Below are 25,463 nucleotides of genomic sequence, written 5' to 3' on the forward strand. Positions count from 1 at the left end.
ATGCCGCCCGCTGACTTCAGCGAACGCTTGCGCAGCAGCATGTTGCTGGTGCTGCTGGCCTGCCTGCCAGGCGCCCTGGTGCTGCTCTGGCAGCACGGCTGGGGAATGCTGTTCAATCTGTTGCTGTGTGCCGGCGCGGCCCTGGCCAGCGAGGCGATCGCGCTGAAGCTGCAGCGACGGCCGGTCTTGCCATCGCTCAATGACGGCAGTGCCCTGGTCAGCGCGACGCTGCTGGCCGTCGCCCTGCCCGCCTACGCCCCCTGGTGGGTGCCGGTGACCGCCACGGCAAGCGCCATGCTGCTGGGCAAGCACCTGTATGGGGGCGTCGGCAAGAACCCGTTCAACCCGGCCATGCTGGGCTATGCCGTGGTCTTGCTGACCTTCCCGCAGCACATGACCCTATGGCCGGGCGCACAACTGCTGGACCTCGGCACCAGCCTGCAGCACGTGTTCGGCCTGAGCATCGGCGAACAGCCTGATGCCTGGGCACAGGCCACGATCCTCGATGGCTTGCGCAACAACCGCAGCCTGACCATTGACGAACTGTTCGCCAGCCACCCGGGTTTCGGTCATTACGGTGGCAAGGGCAGCGAATGGGCCAACCTGGCTTTCCTCGCGGGCGGCCTGTTGCTGCTGCAACGCAAGGTCATCAGCTGGCACACCCCGGTCGGTCTGCTGGCAAGCCTGTTCGTGATCAGCCTGCTGTTCTGGAACGGTTCGGGATCGGACTCCAATGGCTCGCCGCTGCTGCATCTGCTCAGTGGTTCGACCATGCTGGCGGCGTTCTTCATCGCCACAGAGCCCGTCTCCGGCCCCAGGTCACCCTGGGCCCGGTTACTGTTCGGCGCAGGCGTGGGCCTGCTGATCTACCTGATCCGCACCTGGGGCAACTATCCCGACGGCGCCGCCTTCGCCGTGCTGCTGATGAACCTCGGCGTGCCGGCCCTGGAGCGCTGGGCCGAGCGTCGGCAGGCGGTGTCATCATGAACCGTGCAGCGCTACGCAGTGCGTCGCTGCTGTTGCTCATCGGCCTGCTGAGCCTGGGTAGCGTCGTGGCCTGGCAGCACTTCATTGCCGGGGACATCGCCCGGGCACAACAGCAGCTCAAGGCGCAAATCTGGCTCAGCGTGCTGCCGCCATCGAGCTACGACAACCAGCCCCTGCAAACCTCCCTGGTGCTGGATGCCCCTACACTCGATCACAGCCAACTACTGGCCGGCTACCGCGCCACCCTGGTCGGCAAGCCCAGCGCAGTGGTGCTGCACAGTCGGACACAGGGCTATGGCGGGCCGCTCGAACTGCTGATCGCCGTCGACAGCCAGGGCCGCCTGCTCGGCACCAAGGTCCTGCGACAACAGGAAACGCCAGGGCTCGGTGGCAAGCTGGTGGAGCCGGACAACCACTGGCTGCAAGCCTTCACCGGTACCAGTCGCCAGGCGCTTCCCGATTCGGCCTGGGCCCTGAAACGCGACAACGGTCAGTTCGATCAGTTGGTCGGCGCCACCGTGACGTCGCGCGCGGTGATCCAGGCCGTGCACGATGCACTGCGCTACTTCGACGAACACCGACAGTCCCTGCTCGAGGGCGCCCCCCATGAGTAGACAATGGCTGTCCGCCGTATCCCTTGCCCCGCTGCTCGGCGCGACCAACACGCTGGTCGACGCCAGCGTCATTGCCGGCTGTAGTCTGGTGCTGATCACCGTCCACCACCTGGCCATGAAGCCCCTGCACCGGGGGCTCTCTGCTGCCGGCCAGATGACCGCCAGCGTGTTGCTGGCCGCCGCACTGGCCAGCTGTCTTGAGTTGAGCCTTCGCGCCTGGGCCCTTCCCCTGTATCAGGCGCTCAGCCCCTACCCGGCGTTGATCGCCGTACAATGCCTGGTGTTCGAACACGCGCTGGGGCACAGCCGTGGATGGCGCGAAAAAGGCAGTGTGCTCTTTGGATTTGCCGCCCTATGCATCGCCCTGGGCGCCTGCCGCGAAGTGCTGGCAAACTGGGCGGATGTGCGCCTGGCCGCGTTGCTACCAGGTGGTCTGTTCCTGCTGGGCCTGTTGCTCGCCCTTTACAACCGGGTTTGCCTGCAGCGAGCCCCCTCACGCCGTCAAGGAAAGCGTTGACCCCATGAATGCCGCAAAACGCCTGGAAATCTTTCGCAGGCTGCATGAAGACAATCCTGACCCCAAGACCGAGCTGGCCTACACCACGCCCTTCGAATTGCTGATCGCGGTGATCCTCTCTGCCCAGGCCACCGATGTCAGCGTGAACAAGGCAACCGCCAGGCTGTATCCGGTCGCCAACACCCCCGAAGCCATTTATGCACTGGGCGTCGACGGGTTGTCGGAGTACATCAAGACCATTGGCCTGTACAACAGCAAGGCCCGCAACGTGATCGAAACCTGCCGCTTGCTGATCGAGCAGCATGGCAGCCAGGTACCAGAGACCCGTGAAGCCCTCGAAGCCCTGCCGGGTGTCGGCCGCAAGACCGCCAATGTGGTGCTCAACACCGCATTTCGGCAAATGGCCATGGCAGTCGATACGCATATTTTCCGGGTCAGCAACCGTACCGGCATCGCACCCGGCAAGACGGTGCTTGAAGTCGAAAAGGCGCTGATGAAGTTCGTTCCCAAGGCCTACTTGCTCGATGCCCACCACTGGCTAATCCTGCACGGCCGTTATGTGTGCCAGGCCCGCAAACCCCGTTGCGGAAGTTGCCGGATCGAAGACCTGTGCGAATACAAGCACAAAACCTCGGACGATTGAGAAGACAGTGAAATACTTGACCTGTCGATTGAAAAAATCTTTTTTACCCGCTCAAGGATTCTCGCTATAAGGTGCGCCAATGGCCCTCTTGGCTTGGAGTGACTTATGAGCACCGATAAAGAAGACCTGGAAGTAGTGGATGACGAATTCGAAGCTGGCGAGGCAGACGAGCCAGCGCCTCCTGAAACGGCAAAGACCAACCTGAGCAAACGCCGCACCATCGACAACATGCTGGAAGAGCGTCGCCTGCAGAAAGAGTTGGCCGATTTTGACTACGACCTGTAACGCCCCGAATCGAGCCTGATCGGGCAACAAGCCCAAGCCCCAGCTTCACCCCTGACGCAAAAGCCTCCTGTACGGAGGCTTTGCTGTTTTTGCGCATATCAGACCAGGCCGTTGCGTTGGGCCAGTTCGATCAGGTCGACCAGCGACCGGGCGTTGAGCTTGAGGAGCAGGCGTGTCTTGTAGGTGCTGACGGTCTTGTTGCTCAGGAACATGCCATCGGCGATTTCCTTGTTGGTCTTGCCGCGCGCCAGTTGCTGCAACACCATCATTTCACGCCCGGACAAACGCTCGACCATATCCGCCTCGCTGGCACCCCCCAGGTTGGAACGAACCGAATGCAACGCCTGGTTGGGAAAGTAGCTGTAGCCGGAGAGCACCGCCTTGATGGCACTGAGCAGTTCGGTGAGATCCTGCTGCTTGCACACATAACCCGCCGCCCCTGCCTGCATGCAACGCATCGAGAAGTGCCCGGGCGCCTGGGAAGTCAGGACCAGCACCTTGGTACCCTGGCAGCTTGTGGTGAGCCGCGCGATGACCTCGAGACCATCGAGTTTGGGGATGCCGATATCCAGGATGACAATGTCCGGACTGTGTTCCCGTGCCAACTGCAACGCATCCACACCGTTGTCCGTTTCCGCGATGACTTCATATCCATGCCGCTCCATCAGCATGCGTACAGCCAGGCGAATGACCGGATGATCATCCACGATCAGCACTTTATTCATGGGCAAATCCAATAGTTCGCTGTTCGAATTTAAAGCCCGCACAATAGCCTAGTCACACAACATAATGTATTACGCCATTGACGAACAAATATGTATAAAGACAGAACCTACACACCTAAAGGACTATTCCTACAAATAACGTATTTGCAGGTTATCCCATGCCTGTGCGGCCACAACAACAGCCATCACTCTGATGCTAAGGTAGCATCGCATCGTCTGGACGACCTAGTTAACAAGGCCCTAGGCGACGCAGGAAAAGTCCTAGACTCTTGGTTGATAAGTACTCGAAATTAAAAAACAACTGACTTTTCGAAATTACGTAGCAATAACTTTCTGATCAAGAAACACCACCCCGTGCCAGCGGTGCTTTTATCGAGCGTAAATGAAGGTCAACTTGAGCGACCGATGCGAGGTGGAAGGCATGAATAGCACAGGCCTGAAAAGCCCGCTGACGCTCATCGCAACATTTGCCGGCATTATCGAAGCCTCAGCCCTGGCATCTTTGCCATTCCTGAGCGAGCGTAGCCAAGAAATCTATACTTGGTTCCTCGTCGGTTTTCCGTTCTTTCTGACGGTACTGTTCTTTCTTACCCTGAACTTCAACTACATGTCCCTGTTCTCACCGCAGGAGGTCGATCTCAGTGCAATACACGGCACCGGCACTTCACCCCGTCACCCAGGAGTTATGGATGAGGCAGACCGTGAAACCGTCGAACCCGGCATGTTTCAGGACATGCAACCGGCCTGCGATCCTGCCACGCACCTGCACCATGAACGGACGACCATCACCATCTGCATGCGTGGCGCCCAAACACCCCGGCTCATCGAACGATTTGCCACCCAGGCGTTGAATCAGACACAACCGCCCTACACCATTTGGGTACTTTGCAATCTGGACGCAGGCACCCGGACCACACTGGTCACCCGACCGCTCGCGAAATAAAAAAACCCCGGACCAGGCCGGGGTTTTTCGTTCAGCGCGTCGCTCAGATCAGCGAACGGCCCTTGTTGGCAGCAATACGCATGCGCAGGGCATTGAGCTTGATGAAGCCCGCCGCGTCGGCCTGGTTGTAGGCGCCGCCGTCTTCTTCGAAGGTTGCGATATTGGCATCGAACAGCGAGTCATCGGACTTGCGACCGGTGACGATCACGTTGCCCTTGTACAGTTTCAGGCGAACCACACCGTTCACGTTGACCTGCGAGGCGTCGATCATCTGTTGCAGCATCAGACGCTCCGGACTCCACCAGTAGCCGGTGTAGATCAGGCTGGCGTACTTGGCCATCAGCTCATCCTTCAGGTGAGCGACTTCGCGGTCCAGGGTGATCGACTCGATGGCGCGGTGGGCGCGCAGCATGATGGTGCCGCCCGGAGTCTCGTAGCAGCCACGGGACTTCATGCCGACGTAACGGTTCTCGACGATGTCCAGGCGACCGATGCCGTTCTCGCCGCCGATGCGGTTGAGGGTGGCCAGTACGGTGGCAGGCGACATTTCCACGCCGTCCAGGGCGACGATATCACCGTTGCGGTAGGTCAGTTCCAGGTAGGTAGGAACGTCCGGCGCAGCTTCTGGCGACTTGGTCCACTTCCACATGTCTTCTTCGTGTTCGGTCCAGGTATCCTCCAGCACGCCACCCTCGTAGGAGATGTGCAGCAGGTTGGCGTCCATCGAATAAGGCGATTTCTTCTTGCCATGACGCTCGATCGGGATACCGTGCTTCTCGGCATAGTCCATGAGCTTCTCGCGGGACAGCAGGTCCCACTCACGCCATGGCGCGATGACCTTGACCCCTGGCTTGAGTGCATAGGCACCCAGCTCGAAACGCACCTGGTCGTTACCCTTGCCGGTAGCGCCATGGGAAATGGCGTCGGCGCCGGTTTCGTTGGCGATTTCGATCAGGCGTTTGGCGATCAGCGGACGGGCGATGGAAGTACCCAGCAGGTACTCGCCTTCGTAGACGGTGTTGGCGCGGAACATCGGGAACACGAAGTCTCGGACGAATTCTTCGCGCAGGTCATCGATGTAGATTTCCTTCACGCCCATGGCCTGTGCCTTGGCGCGGGCCGGCTCGACCTCCTCGCCCTGACCCAGATCGGCGGTGAACGTCACCACTTCACAGTTGTAGGTATCCTGCAGCCACTTGAGAATCACCGAAGTATCAAGGCCGCCGGAATACGCCAGTACGACCTTTTTTACGTCCGCCATGCCATCACTCCACGGGGTTGTACGGAAAGCCGTAGATTCTACCGACCTTGCGGCAAAAATTACAGTGGGGCGACAGCTTGTGACGACAAAGCGACAGGAACTGTCGAGAGCGCGACGGACGGTCGCAGCTCAGGACTTGACCGCCGCCTTGCCGGCTTCGGTTTGCGCAGCGGGCGCGGCGGCAGGGGCCGCCGGTGCCGAATCGGCGGCTTGCTCTACCGGCTTCTCCACGGGTGTCACACGGTCCAGCTGGATATTGACCCGGCGATTGCGGGCGCGGTTGGCCGCCGAGTTGTTGGCCGCCAGCGGATAGCGCTCGCCGTGAAAGCGCACGGTGATCTGGTCTTGAGCAATACCGTGAGCCTTGAAGTAGTCCATGACCGCCAGGGCCCGGCGCCTGGACAGGTCTCGGTTGGTCAGGCGGTTGCCGCTGTTGTCGGAGTGACCGTCGATGTCGATGTGGTTGACCGTGGGGTCGGCCTTGATGAAGTCCAGGATCACGTCCAGGCGCGCCCTGGCGTCGGCATCCAGGTCGATACCGCCCCCGGGGAAACCGACCCGCGCCTGGCGAATCTGGTCGAAGTTCATCGGCAGCAGCTTGGCCGCACAAAGCTGGTACTCACCATAGGCCTGGCTGAACTTGACCGGCAGCAGGCGCACTTCCATGGCCCGCCCCGCCTCACCGGCATAGTTGCGCACGACCGTGCTGCGGCCGTCGAGCAGGCCGTTGATCAGGCGGCTGGCCTGGCCCTGGGTGCTGGTAAAAAGTACGCCGCTGCGCGCCATGCGCACCGACCCCAGGTTGATGTCGCCACGACCGGGCTGCCAGGGTGCAGCCGCCGCCAGCAAGGACGCGGAGCCCGTGCCCAGCACATTGACGCTCGAACGCAACTGGAACGTGGCCTGCTCGCCCGCGCGGCGCACGAACACGCCGCTGCCGAAGTCAGTGACCGGCTGGACCAGGCGGCACTCGAACTGATCGCCCTCGACCTTCCACTCGATATTCTCCAGACGTGTCTGGAACGTGAGCGCCATGGCGGGCAGGCTGGCAAACACACTGAGCAGGGCTAGATAACGCTGGCGCACGGGCGGCTCCACAGATTTTCGGTATACCCGCAGGCTATCGGTCGGTCGGGGCAAAACTTGATAGCGAGTGCTCGGAACCGGCTTTTCCGGTAGCATTCATATTGAGTTCGACCCGCCTGGAATCCCCAATGTCCGACCGCCTGACCCTCCTGCGTCCCGATGACTGGCACATCCATCTTCGTGATGGTGCCGTACTGCCCCATACCGTCGGCGACGTTGCGCGCACCTTTGCCCGCGCAATCATCATGCCCAACCTGGTACCTCCGGTGCGCGACGCGGCCGAGGCCGGCGCCTATCGCGAGCGCATCCTGGCCGCACGCCCGGCCGGTAGCCGCTTTGAACCGCTGATGGTGCTGTACCTCACCGACCGCACCCAGCCCGAGGAAATCCGCGCGGCCAAGGCCACCGGTTTCGTGCATGCCGCCAAGCTCTACCCGGCCGGCGCGACCACCAACTCCGATTCCGGCGTCACCAGCATCGACAATATCTTCCCGGTGCTCGAAGCCATGGCCGAAGTCGGCATGCCGCTTTTGGTACACGGTGAAGTGACCCGCAGCGAGATCGACGTGTTCGACCGCGAGAAGCTGTTCATCGACGAGCACCTGCGCCGTGTGGTCGAGCGTTTCCCGACCCTGAAGGTAGTCTTCGAACACATCACCACCAGCGATGCCGTGCAGTTCGTCAACGAGGCCCCGGCCAACGTCGGCGCGACCATTACCGCTCAGCACCTGCTGTACAACCGCAACCACATGCTGGTTGGCGGTATCCGTCCGCACTACTATTGCCTGCCGATCCTCAAGCGCAACACCCACCAGGTGGCCTTGCTGGACGCCGCCACCAGCGGCAGCAGCAAGTTCTTCCTGGGCACCGACTCGGCGCCTCACGCCCGTCACGCCAAGGAAGCGGCCTGTGGCTGCGCCGGCTGCTACACCGCCTATGCCGCCATCGAGCTGTATGCCGAAGCGTTCGAGCAACGCAACGCCCTGGACAAGCTCGAAGGCTTTGCCAGCAAGCACGGCCCGGACTTCTACGGCCTGCCGCGCAACACCGACACCATCACCCTGGTGCGTGAAAGCTGGACCGCCCCAAGCAGCCTGCCGTTCGGCGAGCAAACCGTCGTCCCGCTGCGCGCCGGTGAACAACTGCGCTGGCGCCTGCTGGAGGAAAACGCGTGAGTGAAGACCTGTACGACGACCAGGACGGTCCAAGCGGTGGCCCACGCCACCCGATGGCTGAACGTTTTCGCGGCTACCTGCCGGTTGTAGTGGATGTGGAAACCGGTGGCTTCAACAGCGCCACCGATGCCTTGCTGGAGATCGCCGCCGTCACTATCGGCATGGACGAAAAAGGCTTCCTGTTCCCGGAACATACCTATTTCTTCCGCGTCGAGCCGTTCGAAGGGGCCAACATCGAGCAGGCGGCCCTGGAATTCACCGGGATCAAGCTGGATCACCCGCTGCGCATGGCCGTCAGCGAAGAGTCGGCGCTGACCGACATCTTCCGTGGCGTGCGCAAGTCGCTCAAGGCCAATGGCTGCAAGCGGGCCATCCTGGTCGGCCACAACAGCAGCTTCGACCTGGGTTTCCTCAATGCGGCCGTGGCGCGCAATGACATGAAACGCAACCCGTTTCATCCGTTCTCCAGCTTCGACACCGCGACCCTGGCCGGACTTGCCTACGGCCAGACCGTGCTGGCTCGCGCCTGCCAGAGCGCCGACATCGACTTCGACGGTCGCGAGGCCCACTCGGCACGCTACGACACCGAGAAGACCGCCGAGCTGTTCTGCGGCATCGTCAACCGCTGGAAGGAAATGGGCGGCTGGCACGACTTCAACGACTGAAGTCGCAGGCATAAAAAAACCGGCCACCAGGGCCGGTTTTTTTATGCGTGGCGCTTACAACTTGCCAGCGTTCTCGCTCAGGTAGGCAGCAACGCCTTCTGGCGAAGCGGTCATGCCCTTGTCGCCTTTTTTCCAGTTGGCAGGGCAGACTTCGCCGTGCTCTTCATGGAATTGCAGGGCATCGACCAGACGCAGCAGCTCGTCCATGTTGCGGCCCAGTGGCAGGTCGTTGACGATCTGCGAGCGGACAACGCCCTTGTCGTCGATCAGGAACGCGCCACGGAAAGCAACGCCGCCTTCGGACTCGACGTCGTAGGCCTTGGCGATATCGTGCTTCATGTCGGCAGCCATGATGTACGAGACGTGACCAATGCCACCGGCATTGATCGGGGTGTTGCGCCAGGCGTTGTGGGTGAAGTGCGAGTCGATCGAAACAGCGATCACTTCAACGTTGCGGTCGCGGAACTCGGACATGCGGTGGTCCAGGGCGATCAGCTCGGACGGGCAGACGAAGGTGAAGTCCAGCGGGTAGAAGAACACCAGGCCGTACTTGCCCTTGATGGCCGAAGCCAGGTTGAAGCTGTCTACGATTTCGCCATTGCCCAGCACGGCTGGAACGGTGAAGTCCGGGGCTTGTTTGCCAACGAGTACGCTCATTCGCTATCTCCTGATGGATTGAGTGAGACTGCACAGGCAGGCATGGGCCGGCCTGGCAGACAAAAGGCCGGCCATGATACACCGCCAGACGCCGCTCGCCGAATTTCAGCAGCCCCGATCCTCGAAACGACCGCCGGTCGCCCTGGCCAGGGTGTCAGGTTGATGTGCTTTGACAAGCATTCTCATTAACATTAAGCTTCTTCGCATTGAGCCTTTACCAGCGATGGTCTGCCCTATGTATGTGTGTCTTTGTGTTGGTGTAACCGACGGACAGATCCGCGATGCGATCTATGAAGGATGCTGCAGCTACAAGGAAGTCAGAGCCGCTACCAACGTGGCGAGCCAGTGTGGCAAGTGTGCCTGCCTGGCCAAACAGGTGGTGCGCGAAACCCTGACCGAACTGCAGGTCAGCCAGGCCATCCTGCCCTACCCTGTGGAATTTACCGCAGCGTAAAAACAGCCCATTCGAAGAACCGGACCTCGTGTCCGGTTTTTTTATGCCTGTAATTCAATAAGTTAGGGTTAAAACGCGGAACACAAACATTCTTATTCCGATTAATTTTTACTTAATATTCAATAACTTAGGTTTGACAGTCGAAGTTAGCAAGCTCAAACTTGTCCCTATAGGCACACTTACAGGGCAGGACCCCATCATGAAAGGCGACGTTAGCGTCATCCAGCATCTCAACAAGATCCTCGGAAACGAGCTGGTCGCAATCAACCAATACTTCCTGCATGCGCGCATGTACGAAGACTGGGGTCTGGATAAGCTCGGCAAGCACGAGTACAAGGAATCCATCGATGAAATGAAGCACGCTGACAAATTGATCAAGCGTATTCTGTTCCTCGAAGGCATCCCTAACGTCCAGGACCTGGGCAAGTTGCTGATTGGTGAACACACCAAGGAAATGCTCGAGTGCGACCTCAAGATCGAGCAAAAAGGCCTGGTCGACCTCAAGGCCGCCATCGCCCACTGTGAAACCGTTGGCGACTTCGGCAGCCGTGAAATGCTTGAAGACATCCTCGAGTCCGAGGAAGAACACATCGACTGGCTGGAAACCCAGCTGAGCCTGATCGACAAGGTCGGCCTGGAAAACTACCTGCAGTCGCAGATGGGCGAGTGATCCCGCCTGTTTCGAGCAGCAAAAAGCCCGCAGCGATGCGGGCTTTTTTGTGTCTGGTACCCCACCGCGGCACGCGGCTGCGATCGGTGGGAGCGGGCTTGCCCCGCGATTGCGGTGAATCAGTCACATCGTATCGCGGGGCAAGCCCGCTCCTACAGGCATAAAAAAGCCCCGCAATGCGGGGCTTTTCATCAGCGGGCCTGGTATCAGGCCTCGGCTGCCTTGGCCTTGGCCGCAGCTTCCTTGATCAGGGTCTGCAGTTCGCCGTTGGCGAACATCTCAGCCATGATGTCGGAACCGCCAACCAGCTCACCCGCCACCCACAGTTGCGGGAAAGTCGGCCAGTTGGCGTACTTTGGCAGGTTGGCGCGGATTTCCGGGTTCTGCAGGATATCCACATAAGCGAACTTCTCACCACAACCCATAACGGCTTGCGCCGCCTTGGCCGAAAAACCGCACTGCGGTGCATTCGGCGAGCCTTTCATGTAAAGCAGAATGGTGTTGTTGGCAATCTGCTCTTTGATTGTTTCAATGATATCCATGAAGCACCTCGCGGCTGAACTTTCCGACCTGTTTGTCGGCACGGTGACGCATTGTATCGGAAAGCCGAGCGCGACGCTCGGCCTTGCCGATATCAGGCCGCAACCACCTGCACCGGCACACCGTTCAATGCTGCATTGCCTGAAACCGCATCGCGCCAGCGCTCATCGGTGAGGTCATTGGCACTGGCGCCGGGCTGGCTGCGGGCGATCTCCATCTGCACCCCGGCGCGGGCATGGCCAAAGCCATGGGGCAGGCTGACCACCCCCGGCATCATGTCGCTGCACGCCTGCACCTCGACCTCGATGCTGCCTACCCGGGAGCTGACCCGCACCCGTTGCCCGTCGCTCAAGTGGCGTTCTGCCAGATCGTCCGGGTGCATGAGCAATTGATGGCGCGGCTTGCCCTTCACCAGCCGATGGTAGTTGTGCATCCAGGAGTTGTTGCTGCGCACATGCCGGCGTCCGATCAGCAACAATTGATCCGGCCCGGTCGGTTGCTGCCCGGCAAATCGCTGCAGGTCGATGAGGATTTCCGCTGGCGCGGCCTGGATGCGTTGATTGGCGGTCTTCAGCCGCCCGGCAAGGTTCGGTTGCAACGCCCCCAGGTCGATGCCGTGGGGGTACTGGTCCAGCGTCGCGATCGACAGATTGAACGGCGAGCCTTCGCCGTAGCGCCCTTGTCGCAAGCCGATATCGATCATCTGCGCCGGCGGCAAGGTCGGTTTCAACGGCTTGTCGGCAAGCGCGGCAAAGGCCCTGGCCAGACCAACGAAAATCTCCCAGTCATGCAGCGCCCCTGGCGGCTTGGGCAGGATCGCCCGGTTGAAGCGGCTGACGTTGCGTACGGCCAAAAGGTTGAAGGTCGTGTCGTAGTGATCGTTCTCCAGCGCCGAGGTGGACGGCAGGATCAGGTCGGCATAGCGGGTGGTCTCGTTGATATATAGGTCGATGCTGAGCATGAACTCCAGGCCGTCCAGCGCACGCTCCAGTTGCCTGCCGTTGGGCGTGGACAGCACCGGGTTGCCCGCCACCGTCACCAGTGCGCGCACCTGCCCTTCCCCTTCGCTGAGCATTTCCTCGGCCAGCGCCACCACCGGCAGCTCGCCACCGTACTCTGGCAAACCGGACACCCGGCTTTGCCATGCATTGAAATGCCCACCCGAGGTGCTGGCGACCAGGTCCACCGCCGGCTGGGTACACAAGGCGCCACCTTCCCGATCCAGGTTGCCGCTGACCAGGTTGATCAACTGCACCAGCCAATGGCACAGGGTGCCGAACGCCTGGGTCGAAACGCCCATGCGGCCGTAGCACACCGCTTTGTCGGCAGCGGCGAAGTCGCGCGCCAACTGGCGGATGACCCCGGCGTCGACGCCACAGAGCGGCGCCATCGCCTCGGCGCTGAACGGGGCAATGGCCCGACGCACTTCGTCCAGACCATCGACCGGCAAGCTCGACGGCCGCTCCAGCCCCTCGCCGAACAGGGTATTGAGCAAGCCACAAAGCAGCGCCGCATCGCCACCGGGGCGAACGAACACATGCTGGTCGGCCATGGCTGCGGTTTCGCTGCGCCGTGGATCGACCACCACCAGCTTGCCGCCTCGGGCCTGGATCGCCTTGAGGCGCTTCTCCACATCCGGCACGGTCATGATGCTGCCGTTGGAGGCCAGCGGGTTGGCGCCCAGGATCAGCATGAAACCGGTGTGGTCGATGTCCGGGATCGGCAACAACAAGCCATGGCCGTACATCAGGTAGCTGGTCAGGTGCTGCGGCAACTGGTCGACCGAGGTGGCGGAGAAACGGTTGCGGGTCTTGAGCAAGCCGAGGAAGTAATTGCTGTGGGTCATCAGCCCGTAGTTGTGCACGCTGGGGTTGCCCTGATAGACCGCCACGGCGTTCTGGCCATGGGCTTGCTGGATGGCCCAGAGCTTCTGCGCGGCGAACGCGAAGGCTTCGTCCCAGCCAATCGGTTCCCAGCTGTCACCCACTCGCTGATGCGGGACGCGCAGGCGGTCAGGGTCATTCTGGATGTCCTGCAGGGCCACCGCTTTTGGGCAGATATGACCACGGCTGAAACTGTCCTGGGCGTCGCCCTTGATCGAGCTGATGCGCGGCGCGGCGCCGGACGCTTCGGTGACTTCGATGGTCAGGCCACAGATGGCCTCGCACAGGTGACAGGCACGGTGATGCAACGTCTTGTTCATGGCCACCTCTTTCGGGTGTCTGGTGATGCACCTGACTATGAGCCCGGACCTGCAGTGCCACCAGCGAGTTTCGCCCCGTGAATCTTGCAGCATCAGGCACGGCGATGCGCCAGGGTTTGCCAAGCCGCCAGCGGGCAGTGTAAAACCCTTGTGCAGCCATAAAAAAAGCATCCGCCCAATGGGTTGCGACATTGCCTGCAAACAGGCCATGCACGCCCCACTTGGTATGACGCGACATTTAATTATAGTATTGCGTCTTCCCCTATTTCGTCGCCCCGTGCGGCTTTCGCCGCAGGTCACCTCCGTTGTTTCGAAAAACCGGCACTGTTGACCTGCGGTCTGTTGCAAATAAGGTAGTCAAACATGAGCGCTAGGCACTTTCTCTCCCTGATGGACTTCACACCCGACGAACTGCTGAGTGTGATCCGTCGAGGCATCGAGCTGAAGGACCTGCGTAACCGCGGCGTACTGTTCGAACCCCTGAAGAACCGCGTGCTGGGGATGATCTTCGAGAAGTCCTCGACCCGTACCCGGCTGTCGTTCGAAGCCGGCATGATCCAGCTCGGCGGCCAGGCCATCTTCCTGTCCCCGCGCGACACCCAGCTGGGCCGTGGCGAGCCGATCGGCGACTGCGCCATCGTCATGTCGCGCATGCTCGATGCGGTGATGATCCGTACCTTCGCCCACAGCACCCTGACCGAGTTCGCCGCCAACTCCCGGGTACCGGTGATCAATGGCCTGTCCGACGACCTGCACCCTTGCCAGCTGCTGGCCGACATGCAGACCTTCCTCGAACACCGCGGCGCCATCCAGGGCAAGACCGTTGCCTGGATCGGCGACGGCAACAACATGTGCAACAGCTACATCGAGGCGGCCATCCAGTTCGACTTCCAGCTGCGCATCGCCTGCCCGGCCGAATACGAGCCCAATGCCGAGTTCCTGGCCAAGGCCGGCGACCGTGTGCAGATCTTCCGCGAACCCAAGGATGCCGTGCAGGGTGCACACCTGGTGAGCACCGATGTCTGGACTTCCATGGGTCAGGAAGAGGAAACTGCACGGCGCCTGGCCTTGTTCGCGCCTTACCAGGTAACCCGCGAACTGCTCGACCTGGCAGCACCCGATGCCCTGTTCATGCACTGCCTGCCCGCCCACCGTGGCGAGGAAATCAGCCTGGACCTGCTCGACGACCCACGTTCGGTCGCCTGGGACCAAGCCGAAAACCGCTTGCATGCACAGAAGGCGCTTCTCGAATTTCTTGTTGAACCGGCCTATCACCACGCATGAGTCAACCTTTACTGCTTAACCTGCGCAACCTCGCCTGCGGCTATGGCGAGCAGCGCATCGTCCAGAACCTCAACCTGCACCTCAACGCCGGCGACATCGGTTGCCTGCTCGGCTCCTCGGGCTGTGGCAAGACCACGACCCTGCGAGCCATCGCCGGCTTCGAGCCGGTGCATGAGGGTGAGATCCAGCTGGCCGGTGAAGTCATCTCCAAGGCCGGCTTCACCCTGGCCCCGGAGAAACGCCGGATCGGCATGGTGTTCCAGGACTACGCGCTGTTCCCGCACCTGACAGTGGCCGAGAACATCGCCTTCGGTATCGGCAAGCACCCGAACGTGCAGCAGGTGGTCAAGGACATGCTGGAGCTGGTGAAGCTCGACGGACTCGGCAAACGCTACCCGCACGAGCTTTCCGGCGGTCAGCAGCAACGCGTGGCGCTGGCCCGTGCGCTGGCTCCCGAGCCGCAATTGCTGCTGCTCGACGAACCCTTCTCCAACCTCGACGTGGAACTGCGCCGCCGCCTCAGCCATGAGGTTCGCGACATTCTCAAAAGCCGCGGCACCAGCGCCATCCTGGTCACCCACGACCAGGAAGAAGCGTTCGCGGTCAGCGACCATGTCGGCGTCTTCAAGGAAGGTCGACTGGAGCAGTGGGACACCCCCTACAACCTCTACCACGAACCCCTGACCCCCTTCGTGGCCAGCTTCATCGGCCAGGGTTATTTCATTCGTGGCCAGCTGACCAGTCCGGAATCCGTGCGTACCGAACTGGGTGAGCTGCGCGGCAATCGCGCCTACACCTTCACCCCGGGCTGTGCGGTCGACGTCCTGCTGCGTCCGGACGACATCATCCATGCGCCGCACAGCGCACTGAAGGTACAGATCGTCGGCAAGAGCTTCCTCGGCGCCTCGACCCTGTATCGCCTGCAACTGCCGACCGGCAGCCAGCTCGAAGCGATCTTCCCCAGCCATATCGACCATCAGGTCGGGGCCGAGGTGGGGATCGAAGTGGCGGCCGATCACCTGGTGCTGTTTGCCGTGCCGGGTAGTGTGGCCGCGCAGTTGCCAGTGCCGGAGAACGGGGTTCGGCGCTACAGTTCGGCGGTGTGACCGGCAGTTTTACGAATCCTGTAGCCGCTGCCGAGGAACGAGGCTGTGATCGACCGCGAAGCGGTCGCACAAAACCCTCCACCGAGGTGTCTGGCATGCGACTGCTCTGCAGTCGATCGCAGCCTCGTTCCTCGGCAGCGGCTACAGGCAGTGTTTAATCAATCGCGAGCAATCTCGGCAAATTTCGCCTGGGTGTGCTCAGCCAGCACCGCCGCCGACAACTCCACTTCCAGCCCACGCCGTCCAGCGCTGACGTGAATGGTTTCAAATGACTGGGCAGACTGATCGATAAACGTGCGCAGACGCTTCTTCTGCCCCAGTGGGCTGATTCCACCCAGCAGGTAGCCCGTCGAACGCTGGGCCGCCGCAGGATCGGCCATTTCGCACTTCTTCACCCCGGCGGCATGGGCAAGCCCCTTCAGGTCCAGGCTACCGACCACCGGCACCACCGCCACCAGCAGTTCGCCCTTTTCAGTGCTGGCGAGCAAGGTCTTGAATACCCGCACCGGTTCCAACCCCAGTTTTTCGGCAGCTTCCAGCCCATAGGAAGCCGTCTTGGGGTCATGTTCGTAACTGTGGACACGATGTTCGGCGCGAACCTTTTTCAGCAGATCCAGTGCGGGGGTCATGCAGAACTCCAGACAGAAGATGAATGCCATTTTCGCCCGGTACTTTAGGACAAAACCCCTGCGCCAGCCACAGCCGTCACAGACGAGCCCGTCACTTCGATGTGGGAAATTTCAGTATCGACAGGATTACCAACAGTCAGTTTGTGAATGATGGTTCACTTTCGACCTTTGACATAAGCGTTTCTTGTCTATATTTTTTCGATTCTGAATATCATCATGCCCCGTAACGGTGCATTTCCTGCAGCCTGCCCGACCGAAATGGGGATTTCCGTCGGGCGTTTGTCGAGCGCTCACTGCGCCTCACAACAACAAGAACCGAGGTAACGAATGACGACGGCTCTACGACAACCAACACTTTCAAGCCAATGCATGGCCGAGTTTCTCGGCACCGCGCTGCTGATCTTCTTCGGCACCGGTTGTGTGGCGGCGCTCAAGGTCGCGGGCGCCAGCTTCGGCCTGTGGGAAATCAGCATCATCTGGGGCGTCGGCGTGAGCATGGCGATCTACCTCACCGCCGGGGTGTCCGGCGCGCACCTGAACCCGGCCGTGAGCATCGCCCTGTGCCTGTTCGCCGGATTCGAAAAGCACAAGCTGCCGTTCTACATCGTTGCCCAGGTCGCTGGCGCCTTCTGCGCGGCGGCCCTGGTCTACACGCTGTACAGCAACCTGTTCTTCGATTACGAACAGGCCCACGGCATGATTCGTGGCAGCCAGGCCAGCCTGGAACTGGCCTCGGTGTTCTCCACCTACCCGCACCCTGCCCTGTCCACCGGCCAGGCCTTTCTGGTCGAAGTGATCATTACTGCCGTACTGATGGCGGTGATCATGGCCCTGACCGACGACAACAACGGCCTGCCCCGGGGCGCCATGGCGCCCCTGCTTATCGGCCTGTTGATCGCCGTGATCGGTAGTGCCATGGGCCCGCTGACCGGCTTTGCCATGAACCCGGCCCGCGACTTCGGGCCCAAGTTGATGACATTCCTCGCCGGATGGGGCGAAGTCGCCTTTACTGGCGGTCGTGATGTTCCCTATTTCCTGATTCCGATTTTTGCGCCGATCATAGGAGCGAGCCTTGGTGCCGCCCTGTATCGCGGCGTGATCGCCCGCAACCTGCCGGTTGCCCAGAGCGAGACCGCCCAGACCGACGCCAATCCTCAGGGCAAGACCCAGGCTTCCTGATGCCTGGTCGGCGAGCCAGGCTCGCCCTGCCCTGACAACCACCCTATTGAGTGCAAGGCCAACGACATGACAGACACCCAGCACAAGAACTACATCATTGCCCTGGACCAGGGCACGACCAGTTCGCGGGCCATCATTTTCGACCGCGATGCCAACGTGGTTGGCACCTCGCAGCGTGAGTTCGCACAGCACTACCCACAAGCGGGTTGGGTCGAACACGACCCGATGGAAATCTTCGCCACCCAGAGCGCGACCATGGTCGAGGCCCTGGCCCAGGCCGGCATCAGCCACGACCAGGTCGCGGCCATCGGTATCACCAACCAGCGCGAAACCACCGTGGTCTGGGACAAGGAAACCGGCCGCCCGGTGTACAACGCCATCGTCTGGCAGTGCCGGCGCAGCACCGAGATCTGCGAACAGCTCAAGCGTGACGGTTTGCAGGACTACATCCGCGAGACCACGGGCCTGGTCACCGACCCGTACTTCTCCGGCACCAAGCTCAAGTGGATCCTGGACAACGTCGAAGGTGCCCGCGAGCGCGCCGAGCGCGGCGAGTTGCTGTTCGGCACCGTCGACAGCTGGCTGATCTGGAAATTCTCCGGCGGCAAGGTGCACGTCACCGACTACACCAACGCCTCGCGCACCATGCTCTTCAACATCCACACCCTGCAGTGGGACGAGAAGATGCTCCAGGTGCTGGACATCCCCCGGGCGATGCTGCCCCAGGTGCGCAGCTCCTCGGAAGTCTATGGCCACAGCAAGAGCGGCATCGCCATCGCCGGTATCGCCGGCGACCAGCAGGCCGCGCTGTTCGGCCAGATGTGCGTCGAGCCCGGCCAGGCCAAGAACACCTACGGCACCGGCTGCTTCCTGCTGATGAACACCGGCGACAAGGCGGTGAAATCGTCCCACGGCTTGCTCACCACCATTGCCTGCGGCCCCCGTGGCGAAGTGGCCTACGCCCTGGAAGGCGCGGTGTTCAACGGTGGCTCCACCGTGCAGTGGCTGCGCGACGAACTGAAGATCGTCAACGACGCCCACGACACCGAGTACTTCGCCAGCAAGGTCAAGGACAGCAATGGTGTCTACCTGGTGCCGGCCTTCACCGGCCTGGGTGCACCCTATTGGGACCCTTACGCCCGTGGCGCACTGTTCGGCCTGACCCGCGGGGTGAAAGTCGATCACATCATTCGCGCCGCCCTGGAGTCGATCGCCTACCAGACCCGCGACGTACTCGACGCCATGCAGCAGGACTGTGGCCAGCGCCTGAGCGAACTGCGCGTGGACGGCGGTGCGGTAGCCAACAACTTCCTCATGCAGTTCCAGGCCGACATCCTCGGCACCTGTGTCGAGCGCCCGCAAATGCGCGAGACGACTGCCCTGGGCGCCGCTTACCTGGCGGGCCTTGCCTGCGGTTTCTGGAGTGGCCTGGACGAGCTGCGTGGCAAGGCAGTGATCGAACGCGAGTTCAGCCCGCAACTGGATGACGCGGAGAAAGAGAAGCTGTATGCCGGCTGGCTGAAAGCGGTGGACCGCACCCGTGATTGGGAACCGCACGAGGAGTAAGCAGTAGAAGCAAGCTGTAAGCCACAGGCTGCAAGCGTGTAGGGCGCAAATCATCTTGTGGCTTGCAGCTTGTAGCTTGAGCTGCTTTCATGGCGCAATTTGCCCGGCAGCCCAGAAGGACCGCCCATGAATCTGCCCCCTCGCCAACAACAAATCCTCGAACTGGTCCGTGAACGTGGCTACGTCAGTATCGAAGAAATGGCGCAGTTGTTCGTCGTTACACCGCAGACCATCCGCCGCGACATCAACCAGCTTGCGGAAGTGAATCTGCTGCGTCGCTACCATGGCGGCGCAGCCTACGACTCCAGCATCGAGAACACCGCCTACGCCATGCGCGCCGATCAGATGCGCGATGAAAAGCAGCGTATCGCCGAGGCCATCGCCTCGCAGATCCCCGACCATGCCTCGCTGTTCATCAACATCGGCACCACCACCGAATCCATCGCCCGCGCCCTGCTCAACCACAACCACCTGAAGATCATCACCAACAACCTGCACGTGGCCTCGATCCTCAGTGCCAAGGATGACTTCGAAGTGCTGCTGGCCGGCGGCAATGTGCGTCGCGACGGCGGCGTGGTCGGCCAGGCCAGTGTCGACTTCATCAACCAGTTCAAGGTCGACTTCGCCCTGGTCGGCATCAGCGGCATCGACGAAGACGGCAGCCTGCTGGACTTCGACTATCAGGAGGTGCGGGTTTCCCAGGCGATCATCGCCAATGCCCGCCAGGTGATCCTCGCTGCCGACTCCAGCAAGTTCGGGCGCAACGCCATGGTGCGCCTGGGCTCGATCAGCCTGATCGATTGCCTGGTCACCGACCAGGCGCCGGTACCCGCCCTCACCCAGCTGCTCAACCAGTTCAAGATTCGCCTGGAAGTGGTCTGAAGCCAGCACCGCTGCCACTGCAAGGGTGGCAGCGGCCATGTTCGTTATTTTTCATTTAATTGTCATCTGATCAGTATTTTCTATGGAAAGTGACTGGCAGCAGGCATTCTCTTGCGCTAGTATTTTCGAAAATGAACATTGATGTTCAATTTCGCTATTAGAACGCCTTTGAGGATGCCCTCCGTGTCGCACTCCAGCCTGTCATCGCCCGCCCCGGCCGATATCTATGACCTCGCCGTGATCGGCGGCGGTATCAATGGCGTCGGCATCGCCGCCGATGCAGCCGGACGCGGCCTGTCGGTGTTCCTTTGCGAAAAGGACGACCTGGCCAGCCATACCTCCTCGGCCAGCAGCAAGCTGATCCACGGTGGCCTGCGCTACCTGGAACATTACGAATTCCGCCTGGTGCGCGAAGCCCTGGCCGAGCGCGAAGTGCTGCTGGCCAAGGCGCCGCACATCGTCAAGCCGATGCGCTTCGTACTGCCACACCGCCCGCACCTGCGTCCGGCCTGGATGATCCGCGCCGGCCTGTTCCTCTACGATCACCTGGGCAAGCGCAAGCAGCTGGGTGCTTCGCGCAGCCTGCGCTTTGGCCCGGGCAACCCGCTCAAGCCGGCGATCAGCCGCGGTTTCGAATACGCCGACTGCGCCGTGGATGACGCCCGCCTGGTAGTACTCAACGCCATGGCTGCCCGCGAGCACGGCGCCGATATCCGCACCCGCACCCGCTGCCTGAGCGCCAGCCGGGTCGATGGCCTGTGGAATGTCCAACTGGAGCATGCCGACGGCAGCCAGCAGTCGATCAAGGCCCGGGCCCTGGTCAACGCGGCTGGTCCGTGGGTCGCCAAATTCATCGAGGACGACCTGCAGCTCAAGGCCCCCTACGGCATTCGCCTGATCCAGGGCAGCCACCTGATCGTGCCGAAGCTGTATGAAGGTGAGCATGCCTACATCCTGCAGAACGAAGACCAGCGGATCGTCTTCGCCATTCCGTACCTGGAGCGCTTCACCCTGATCGGCACCACCGACCGTGAATACACCGGCGACCCGGCCAAGGTGGCGATCACCGAAGGCGAGACCGACTACCTGCTCAAGATCGTCAACGAGCACTTCAATCACCAGCTCAGCCGCGACGACATCCTCCACACCTTCGCCGGCGTGCGACCGCTGTGCAACGACGAATCCGACAACCCTTCGGCCGTGACCCGCGACTATACCCTGGCGCTCTCGGCCAGCAGCGGTGAAGCACCCTTGCTGTCGGTGTTCGGCGGCAAGCTGACCACCTACCGCAAGCTGGCCGAGTCGGCCATGGGCGAGCTGGCGCCGTTCTTCACCCAGATGCGCGGCAGCTGGACCGCCACTGCGCCGCTGCCAGGTGGCGAAGACATGACCACCCCGCAAGCGCTGGTCGATGCGATCCTGGCCCGCTGTGGCTGGCTGCCGACGGAGATTGCCAAGCGCTGGGCACGCACCTATGGCAGCCGCGTCTGGCGCCTGCTTGAAGGCGTGCAGGGCCCTGAAGACCTGGGCGAGGCGATCGGTGGCGGCCTGTTCACCCGCGAGGTGGACTACCTGTGCAGCGAAGAATGGGCCAGCAGCGCCGACGACATCCTCTGGCGTCGCAGCAAGCTGGGGTTGTTCACCACGGCGGCTGAACAGCAGGCACTCAAGGACTACCTTCAGCGCCTGGAACTGAACCGCGCCCGCGTCCAGGCGGCCTGATACGGCTCCCTGCGCGAGCAACGGCTTCTGTAGCCGCTGCCGCCAGGCTGCGATCGGCCGTGAAACGGCCGTAAACCCGGGCCCCTCGATGGACCAGACCCAATGGGCTGGTCCATTTCTACGACCGCTTCGCGGCCGATCGCAGCCTGGCGGCAGCGGCTACAAAGCGCGGCGATCAAGACAGCCCCCCACAAAAGCTATTCGGTTTTCCGAACGACAGGACCCTGCGTATTCGGCCCACCGGACGAATCACCCCGCCACCAAAACTTCAAAAAAGATTAACAGCCCGGTTTTCCGGGCTCTTGTGATCGAAGTCAGGGCTTGGCACGAGTCATGCTCTACACTCAGTACCCGAATGCGCAACGCTTCATTGCAGTGTTCGCTGAACGACGAGCCCGCCAACGGCTCCATAAAAAAAACAACGTCGAGGAAATTTTGATGCGTATCGTTCGTCATCTGTTGGGTGCAGCCATCGCCGCTGCTGTGATCAGCTCGCCGGCCATCGCCGAGGAGCTCACCGGCACCCTGAAGAAAATCAAGGACTCGGGCACCATTACCCTGGGGCACCGCGACGCTTCCATTCCGTTCTCCTACATCGCCGACGCTTCGGGCAAACCCGTCGGTTACTCCCATGACATCCAGCTGGCAATCGTCGAGTCGCTGAAAAAAGACCTCGAGCTGCCAAACCTGAACGTCAAGTACAACCTGGTCACCTCCCAGACCCGTATCCCGCTGGTTCAGAACGGCACCGTTGACGTCGAGTGCGGCTCGACCACCAACAACGTCGAGCGCCAGCAGCAAGTGGCCTTCTCGGTCGGTATCTTCGAAGTGGGCACCCGCCTGCTGACCAAGGCCGATGAGGGCAAGCCGGAAAACGCCAAGTACAAGGACTTCCCTGACCTGGCCGGCAAGAACGTGGTGACCACCGCCGGTACTACCTCCGAGCGCATCCTCAAGGCCATGAACGCCGACAAGCAGATGAAGATGAACGTCATCTCCGCCAAGGACCATGGCGAATCGTTCCAGATGCTCGAGTCTGGCCGTGCCGTTGCCTTCATGATGGACGACGCGCTGCTGGCCGGTGAAATGGCCAAGGCCAAGAATCCAAAAGGCTGGGCCATCGTCGGCACCCCGCAGTCCTATGAAATCTACGGCTGCATGGTCCGCAAGGACGACGCACCGTTCAAGGCCGCCGTCGACAAGGCCATCGTGGCCCTCTACAAGTCGGGCGAGATCAACAAGATCTACGACAAGTGGTTCCAGCAGCCAGTCCCACCAAAAGGCCTGAACCTGGGCTTCCCGATGAGCGACGAGCTCAAGGCGCTGATCGCCAATCCTACCGACAAAGCTGCAGACGAAAAGAAGTCCTGATCCCCAGCTAGTTAGTGTCTAACCTTTCATCCGAGGGCGTACGCCGCCCTCGGATGCTCGAAGGTGCCCGTGAAACAACTGATCTGAGGGGAAATCCCGATGAATTACAACTGGGACTGGGGCGTATTCTTCAAGTCCACCGGCATTGGCAGCGAGATCTACCTTGACTGGTACATCACCGGGCTGGGCTGGACCATCGCCATTGCCATTGCGGCCTGGGTCATTGCATTGATCCTGGGCTCGATCCTCGGCGTCATGCGCACTGTGCCGAACCGTCTGGTATCGGGCATCGCCACGGCTTACGTGGAACTCTTTCGTAACGTACCGCTGCTGGTGCAGCTGTTCATCTGGTACTTCCTGGTGCCCGACCTGCTGCCGGAAAACCTGCAGGAATGGTTCAAGCAGGACCTCAATCCGACCACCTCGGCACTGATCAGCGTGGTCATCTGCCTGGGCCTGTTCACCGCTGCCCGCGTCTGCGAACAGGTGCGCACCGGTATCCAGGCGCTGCCGCGTGGCCAGGAAGCGGCCGCCCGCGCCATGGGCTTCAGCCTGCCGCAAATCTACTGGAACGTGCTGCTGCCACAGGCCTACCGGATCATCATTCCGCCACTCACCTCGGAATTCCTGAACGTGTTCAAGAACTCCTCCGTGGCCTCGTTGATCGGCCTGATGGAACTGTTGGCACAGACCAAGCAGACCGCCGAATTCTCGGCCAACCTGTTTGAGGCCTTCACCCTGGCAACCCTGATCTACTTCACCCTGAACATGGGCCTGATGCTGCTGATGCGCATGGTCGAGAAGAAGGTCGCGGTACCCGGCCTGATCTCCGTGGGGGGCAAATAATGGACTTCAGTGGAATCATCCCCGCCCTGCCGGGCCTGTGGAACGGCATGCTGATGACCCTGCAGCTGATGATCATGGGGGTTGTCGGCGGTATCGTGCTGGGCACCATCCTGGCGCTGATGCGCCTGTCGTCGAGCAAGCTGCTGTCGAACTTCGCCGGTGTCTACGTCAACTACTTCCGCTCCATCCCGCTGCTGCTGGTGATCACCTGGTTCTACCTGGCGGTGCCGTTCGTGCTGCGCTGGATCACTGGCGAAGACACCCCGGTCGGTGCCTTCACCTCCTGCGTCGTGGCGTTCATGATGTTCGAGGCGGCGTACTTCTGTGAAATCGTCCGTGCCGGTGTGCAATCGATCTCCAAGGGCCAGATGGGCGCCGCCCAGGCCCTGGGCATGACCTACGGCCAGACCATGCGCCTGATCATCCTGCCCCAGGCGTTTCGCAAGATGACCCCGCTGCTGCTGCAGCAGAGCATCATCCTGTTCCAGGACACCTCGCTGGTCTACACCGTCGGCCTGGTGGACTTCCTCAACTCCGCACGTGCCAGCGGCGACATCATCGGGCGCTCCAACGAGTTCCTGGTCTTCGCCGGCATCGTGTACTTCGTCGTCAGCTTCTCCGCTTCCTGGCTGGTCAAGCGTCTGCAGAAAAGGATAACCGTATGATTTCCATCAAGAACGTCAACAAGTGGTACGGCGACTTCCAGGTTCTGACCGACTGCAACACCGAAGTCAAAAAAGGTGAAGTGGTGGTGGTCTGCGGCCCTTCCGGTTCCGGCAAGTCGACCCTGATCAAGTGCGTCAACGCTCTGGAGCCTTTCCAGAAGGGTGACATCGTGGTCGACGGCACCTCGATCGCCGATCCCAAGACCAACCTGCCCAAGCTGCGCTCGCGGGTCGGCATGGTGTTCCAGCATTTCGAGCTGTTCCCGCACCTGACCATCACCGAGAACCTGACCATCGCCCAGCGCAAGGTCCTGGGCCGCAGCGAAGCCGAAGCGACCAAGAAGGGCCTGGCCCTGCTCGACCGCGTCGGCCTCAGCGCCCATGCCAAGAAGCACCCGGGGCAACTCTCCGGTGGCCAGCAGCAGCGTGTGGCCATCGCCCGCGCCCTGTCGATGGACCCGATCGTCATGCTGTTCGACGAACCGACCTCGGCCCTGGACCCGGAAATGGTCAACGAGGTTCTGGACGTCATGGTCGAACTGGCCCATGAAGGCATGACCATGATGTGCGTGACCCACGAGATGGGCTTTGCCCGCAAGGTGGCCAACCGGGTGATCTTCATGGACCAGGGCCGGATCATCGAGGATTGCCAGAAGGAAGACTTCTTCGGTGACCCGAGCGCGCGCCACGAGCGTACCCAGCACTTCCTCAGCAAGATCCTGCAACACTGAGGACACAACACTGTTGCTTCGGCGTACACCGGACCGGCAGTGCTGTTAATTGTCACT

27 protein-coding genes are annotated in these 25,463 nt (G+C 61.3%); 20 read left to right on the forward strand and 7 right to left on the reverse strand.

Features of this window, described 5'->3' with window-relative positions; all coding sequences use genetic code 11:
* The 5 genes from ACIQUS_RS18830 (at position 1) to ACIQUS_RS18850 (ending at position 3,046) form a co-directional block, all read left to right on the forward strand.
* The gene (locus tag ACIQUS_RS18830; protein WP_403049633.1) at positions 1-987 is read left to right on the forward strand and encodes an RnfABCDGE type electron transport complex subunit D; all 987 of its coding nucleotides are present in this window, start codon (positions 1-3) and stop codon (positions 985-987) included.
* Positions 984-1,601 (forward strand): RnfABCDGE type electron transport complex subunit G, encoded by a 618-nt coding sequence (locus ACIQUS_RS18835; protein WP_403049636.1) that lies wholly within the window; start codon positions 984-986, stop codon positions 1,599-1,601. The genes ACIQUS_RS18830 and ACIQUS_RS18835 overlap by 4 nt, the downstream gene beginning before the upstream one ends.
* Complete coding sequence (locus ACIQUS_RS18840) at positions 1,594-2,118, forward strand: Rnf-Nqr domain containing protein (protein WP_403049638.1); 525 nt, start codon at positions 1,594-1,596, stop codon at positions 2,116-2,118. Before ACIQUS_RS18835 ends, ACIQUS_RS18840 begins: the two co-directional genes overlap by 8 nt.
* Before the next feature lie 4 nt (positions 2,119-2,122).
* A complete protein-coding gene (gene nth / locus ACIQUS_RS18845; protein WP_403049641.1) occupies positions 2,123-2,761 on the forward strand; it encodes an endonuclease III in 639 nt (212 codons plus the stop codon).
* Positions 2,762-2,866: 105 nt separating this feature from the next.
* Positions 2,867-3,046, forward strand: a complete 180-nt coding sequence (locus ACIQUS_RS18850; protein ID WP_403049644.1) for a PA3496 family putative envelope integrity protein — start codon at positions 2,867-2,869, stop codon at positions 3,044-3,046.
* Positions 3,047-3,144: 98 nt separating this feature from the next.
* On the opposite strand, the gene ACIQUS_RS18855 is transcribed toward ACIQUS_RS18850, so the two are convergent.
* Complete coding sequence (locus ACIQUS_RS18855) at positions 3,145-3,771, reverse strand: response regulator (RefSeq protein WP_403049647.1); 627 nt, start codon at positions 3,769-3,771, stop codon at positions 3,145-3,147.
* Positions 3,772-4,192: 421 nt separating this feature from the next.
* Here ACIQUS_RS18855 and ACIQUS_RS18860 point away from each other — a divergent pair, with 421 nt between their 5' ends.
* Complete coding sequence (locus ACIQUS_RS18860; protein ID WP_403049846.1) at positions 4,193-4,714, forward strand: hypothetical protein; 522 nt, start codon at positions 4,193-4,195, stop codon at positions 4,712-4,714.
* A gap of 43 nt (positions 4,715-4,757) precedes the next feature.
* Here ACIQUS_RS18860 and ACIQUS_RS18865 read toward each other — a convergent pair whose 3' ends face one another.
* Together ACIQUS_RS18865 and ACIQUS_RS18870 are read right to left on the reverse strand one after the other, a co-directional pair.
* Positions 4,758-5,975 carry an argininosuccinate synthase gene (locus ACIQUS_RS18865; RefSeq protein WP_191830869.1) on the reverse strand — a complete coding sequence of 406 codons (1,218 nt, stop codon included), beginning with the start codon at positions 5,973-5,975 and terminating at the stop codon, positions 4,758-4,760.
* Between the two features lie 129 nt (positions 5,976-6,104).
* Positions 6,105-7,061, reverse strand: a complete 957-nt coding sequence (locus ACIQUS_RS18870) for an OmpA family protein (protein ID WP_403049651.1) — start codon at positions 7,059-7,061, stop codon at positions 6,105-6,107.
* A 128-nt stretch (positions 7,062-7,189) separates the two neighbouring features.
* Here ACIQUS_RS18870 and pyrC point away from each other — a divergent pair, with 128 nt between their 5' ends.
* Both pyrC and rnt read left to right on the forward strand, forming a co-directional pair.
* Positions 7,190-8,236: a dihydroorotase gene (gene pyrC / locus ACIQUS_RS18875; RefSeq protein ID WP_403049654.1), complete on the forward strand. Its 1,047-nt coding sequence runs from the start codon at positions 7,190-7,192 to the stop codon at positions 8,234-8,236.
* Positions 8,233-8,901, forward strand: a complete 669-nt coding sequence (gene rnt, locus ACIQUS_RS18880; RefSeq protein ID WP_285864866.1) for a ribonuclease T — start codon at positions 8,233-8,235, stop codon at positions 8,899-8,901. The genes pyrC and rnt overlap by 4 nt, the downstream gene beginning before the upstream one ends.
* Positions 8,902-8,955: 54 nt before the next feature.
* Here rnt and ACIQUS_RS18885 read toward each other — a convergent pair whose 3' ends face one another.
* Positions 8,956-9,558 (reverse strand): peroxiredoxin, encoded by a 603-nt coding sequence (locus ACIQUS_RS18885; protein WP_285864865.1) that lies wholly within the window; start codon positions 9,556-9,558, stop codon positions 8,956-8,958.
* Positions 9,559-9,793: 235 nt separating this feature from the next.
* Here ACIQUS_RS18885 and ACIQUS_RS18890 point away from each other — a divergent pair, with 235 nt between their 5' ends.
* Positions 9,794-10,012, forward strand: coding sequence for a bacterioferritin-associated ferredoxin (locus tag ACIQUS_RS18890; RefSeq protein ID WP_285864882.1), 219 nt, complete (start codon positions 9,794-9,796; stop codon positions 10,010-10,012).
* Between the two features lie 199 nt (positions 10,013-10,211).
* On the forward strand, positions 10,212-10,682 hold the full coding sequence (gene bfr / locus ACIQUS_RS18895; RefSeq protein ID WP_045185735.1) for a bacterioferritin: 471 nt from the start codon (positions 10,212-10,214) through the stop codon (positions 10,680-10,682).
* A gap of 206 nt (positions 10,683-10,888) precedes the next feature.
* On the opposite strand, the gene grxD is transcribed toward bfr, so the two are convergent.
* Both grxD and ACIQUS_RS18905 read right to left on the reverse strand, forming a co-directional pair.
* A complete protein-coding gene (grxD, locus tag ACIQUS_RS18900; protein WP_403049659.1) occupies positions 10,889-11,224 on the reverse strand; it encodes a Grx4 family monothiol glutaredoxin in 336 nt (111 codons plus the stop codon).
* Between the two features lie 92 nt (positions 11,225-11,316).
* Positions 11,317-13,425 (reverse strand): molybdopterin oxidoreductase family protein, encoded by a 2,109-nt coding sequence (locus ACIQUS_RS18905; protein WP_403049662.1) that lies wholly within the window; start codon positions 13,423-13,425, stop codon positions 11,317-11,319.
* Between the two features lie 363 nt (positions 13,426-13,788).
* Here ACIQUS_RS18905 and argF point away from each other — a divergent pair, with 363 nt between their 5' ends.
* Together argF and ACIQUS_RS18915 are read left to right on the forward strand one after the other, a co-directional pair.
* Positions 13,789-14,709 (forward strand): ornithine carbamoyltransferase, encoded by a 921-nt coding sequence (gene argF, locus ACIQUS_RS18910; protein WP_403049665.1) that lies wholly within the window; start codon positions 13,789-13,791, stop codon positions 14,707-14,709.
* The gene (locus tag ACIQUS_RS18915) at positions 14,706-15,815 is read left to right on the forward strand and encodes an ABC transporter ATP-binding protein (RefSeq protein WP_403049668.1); all 1,110 of its coding nucleotides are present in this window, start codon (positions 14,706-14,708) and stop codon (positions 15,813-15,815) included. Before argF ends, ACIQUS_RS18915 begins: the two co-directional genes overlap by 4 nt.
* A 158-nt stretch (positions 15,816-15,973) precedes the next feature.
* On the opposite strand, the gene ybaK is transcribed toward ACIQUS_RS18915, so the two are convergent.
* Positions 15,974-16,444 (reverse strand): Cys-tRNA(Pro) deacylase, encoded by a 471-nt coding sequence (gene ybaK, locus ACIQUS_RS18920; RefSeq protein WP_403049671.1) that lies wholly within the window; start codon positions 16,442-16,444, stop codon positions 15,974-15,976.
* 327 nt (positions 16,445-16,771) lie between these two features.
* Here ybaK and ACIQUS_RS18925 point away from each other — a divergent pair, with 327 nt between their 5' ends.
* The 8 genes from ACIQUS_RS18925 (at position 16,772) to ACIQUS_RS18960 (ending at position 25,406) form a co-directional block, all read left to right on the forward strand.
* Positions 16,772-17,623 (forward strand): MIP/aquaporin family protein, encoded by an 852-nt coding sequence (locus ACIQUS_RS18925; RefSeq protein ID WP_403049674.1) that lies wholly within the window; start codon positions 16,772-16,774, stop codon positions 17,621-17,623.
* Between the two features lie 66 nt (positions 17,624-17,689).
* Complete coding sequence (gene glpK / locus ACIQUS_RS18930; RefSeq protein ID WP_403049677.1) at positions 17,690-19,189, forward strand: glycerol kinase GlpK; 1,500 nt, start codon at positions 17,690-17,692, stop codon at positions 19,187-19,189.
* A gap of 126 nt (positions 19,190-19,315) precedes the next feature.
* Positions 19,316-20,071 (forward strand): DeoR/GlpR family transcriptional regulator, encoded by a 756-nt coding sequence (locus tag ACIQUS_RS18935; RefSeq protein WP_285864855.1) that lies wholly within the window; start codon positions 19,316-19,318, stop codon positions 20,069-20,071.
* A 174-nt stretch (positions 20,072-20,245) separates the two neighbouring features.
* Positions 20,246-21,793 carry a glycerol-3-phosphate dehydrogenase gene (gene glpD, locus ACIQUS_RS18940; protein WP_403049681.1) on the forward strand — a complete coding sequence of 516 codons (1,548 nt, stop codon included), beginning with the start codon at positions 20,246-20,248 and terminating at the stop codon, positions 21,791-21,793.
* 438 nt (positions 21,794-22,231) lie between these two features.
* Positions 22,232-23,164: a glutamate/aspartate ABC transporter substrate-binding protein gene (locus ACIQUS_RS18945; RefSeq protein ID WP_403049684.1), complete on the forward strand. Its 933-nt coding sequence runs from the start codon at positions 22,232-22,234 to the stop codon at positions 23,162-23,164.
* Positions 23,165-23,263: 99 nt separating this feature from the next.
* Complete coding sequence (locus ACIQUS_RS18950; RefSeq protein ID WP_403049687.1) at positions 23,264-24,010, forward strand: amino acid ABC transporter permease; 747 nt, start codon at positions 23,264-23,266, stop codon at positions 24,008-24,010.
* Positions 24,007-24,675, forward strand: coding sequence for an amino acid ABC transporter permease (locus tag ACIQUS_RS18955; protein WP_403049849.1), 669 nt, complete (start codon positions 24,007-24,009; stop codon positions 24,673-24,675). Before ACIQUS_RS18950 ends, ACIQUS_RS18955 begins: the two co-directional genes overlap by 4 nt.
* A complete protein-coding gene (locus ACIQUS_RS18960) occupies positions 24,672-25,406 on the forward strand; it encodes an amino acid ABC transporter ATP-binding protein (protein WP_403049690.1) in 735 nt (244 codons plus the stop codon). Before ACIQUS_RS18955 ends, ACIQUS_RS18960 begins: the two co-directional genes overlap by 4 nt.
* The last annotated feature ends 57 nt before the right edge of the window (positions 25,407-25,463 follow it).

This window comes from Pseudomonas sp. NPDC090755, assembly GCF_044769005.1.
Taxonomy (GTDB): Bacteria; Pseudomonadota; Gammaproteobacteria; order Pseudomonadales; family Pseudomonadaceae; genus Aquipseudomonas.

Bases quoted from the DNA above. Each gene is read 5' to 3' on its own strand.
- ACIQUS_RS18850 (WP_403049644.1), top strand. From the start codon at position 2,867: ATGAGCACCGATAAAGAAGACCTGGAAGTAGTGGATGACGAATTCGAA.
- ACIQUS_RS18865 (WP_191830869.1), bottom strand. From the start codon at position 5,975: ATGGCGGACGTAAAAAAGGTCGTACTGGCGTATTCCGGCGGCCTTGAT.
- ACIQUS_RS18840 (WP_403049638.1), top strand. From the start codon at position 1,594: ATGAGTAGACAATGGCTGTCCGCCGTATCCCTTGCCCCGCTGCTCGGC.
- glpK (WP_403049677.1), top strand. From the start codon at position 17,690: ATGACAGACACCCAGCACAAGAACTACATCATTGCCCTGGACCAGGGC.
- grxD (WP_403049659.1), bottom strand. From the start codon at position 11,224: ATGGATATCATTGAAACAATCAAAGAGCAGATTGCCAACAACACCATT.
- ACIQUS_RS18950 (WP_403049687.1), top strand. From the start codon at position 23,264: ATGAATTACAACTGGGACTGGGGCGTATTCTTCAAGTCCACCGGCATT.
- ACIQUS_RS18960 (WP_403049690.1), top strand. From the start codon at position 24,672: ATGATTTCCATCAAGAACGTCAACAAGTGGTACGGCGACTTCCAGGTT.
- ybaK (WP_403049671.1), bottom strand. From the start codon at position 16,444: ATGACCCCCGCACTGGATCTGCTGAAAAAGGTTCGCGCCGAACATCGT.
- pyrC (WP_403049654.1), top strand. From the start codon at position 7,190: ATGTCCGACCGCCTGACCCTCCTGCGTCCCGATGACTGGCACATCCAT.
- nth (WP_403049641.1), top strand. From the start codon at position 2,123: ATGAATGCCGCAAAACGCCTGGAAATCTTTCGCAGGCTGCATGAAGAC.
- ACIQUS_RS18925 (WP_403049674.1), top strand. From the start codon at position 16,772: ATGACGACGGCTCTACGACAACCAACACTTTCAAGCCAATGCATGGCC.
- glpD (WP_403049681.1), top strand. From the start codon at position 20,246: ATGCCCTCCGTGTCGCACTCCAGCCTGTCATCGCCCGCCCCGGCCGAT.
- ACIQUS_RS18915 (WP_403049668.1), top strand. From the start codon at position 14,706: ATGAGTCAACCTTTACTGCTTAACCTGCGCAACCTCGCCTGCGGCTAT.
- ACIQUS_RS18885 (WP_285864865.1), bottom strand. From the start codon at position 9,558: ATGAGCGTACTCGTTGGCAAACAAGCCCCGGACTTCACCGTTCCAGCC.
- ACIQUS_RS18860 (WP_403049846.1), top strand. From the start codon at position 4,193: ATGAATAGCACAGGCCTGAAAAGCCCGCTGACGCTCATCGCAACATTT.
- bfr (WP_045185735.1), top strand. From the start codon at position 10,212: ATGAAAGGCGACGTTAGCGTCATCCAGCATCTCAACAAGATCCTCGGA.
- ACIQUS_RS18855 (WP_403049647.1), bottom strand. From the start codon at position 3,771: ATGAATAAAGTGCTGATCGTGGATGATCATCCGGTCATTCGCCTGGCT.
- ACIQUS_RS18835 (WP_403049636.1), top strand. From the start codon at position 984: ATGAACCGTGCAGCGCTACGCAGTGCGTCGCTGCTGTTGCTCATCGGC.
- ACIQUS_RS18890 (WP_285864882.1), top strand. From the start codon at position 9,794: ATGTATGTGTGTCTTTGTGTTGGTGTAACCGACGGACAGATCCGCGAT.
- ACIQUS_RS18830 (WP_403049633.1), top strand. From the start codon at position 1: ATGCCGCCCGCTGACTTCAGCGAACGCTTGCGCAGCAGCATGTTGCTG.
- ACIQUS_RS18935 (WP_285864855.1), top strand. From the start codon at position 19,316: ATGAATCTGCCCCCTCGCCAACAACAAATCCTCGAACTGGTCCGTGAA.
- ACIQUS_RS18905 (WP_403049662.1), bottom strand. From the start codon at position 13,425: ATGAACAAGACGTTGCATCACCGTGCCTGTCACCTGTGCGAGGCCATC.
- ACIQUS_RS18945 (WP_403049684.1), top strand. From the start codon at position 22,232: ATGCGTATCGTTCGTCATCTGTTGGGTGCAGCCATCGCCGCTGCTGTG.
- argF (WP_403049665.1), top strand. From the start codon at position 13,789: ATGAGCGCTAGGCACTTTCTCTCCCTGATGGACTTCACACCCGACGAA.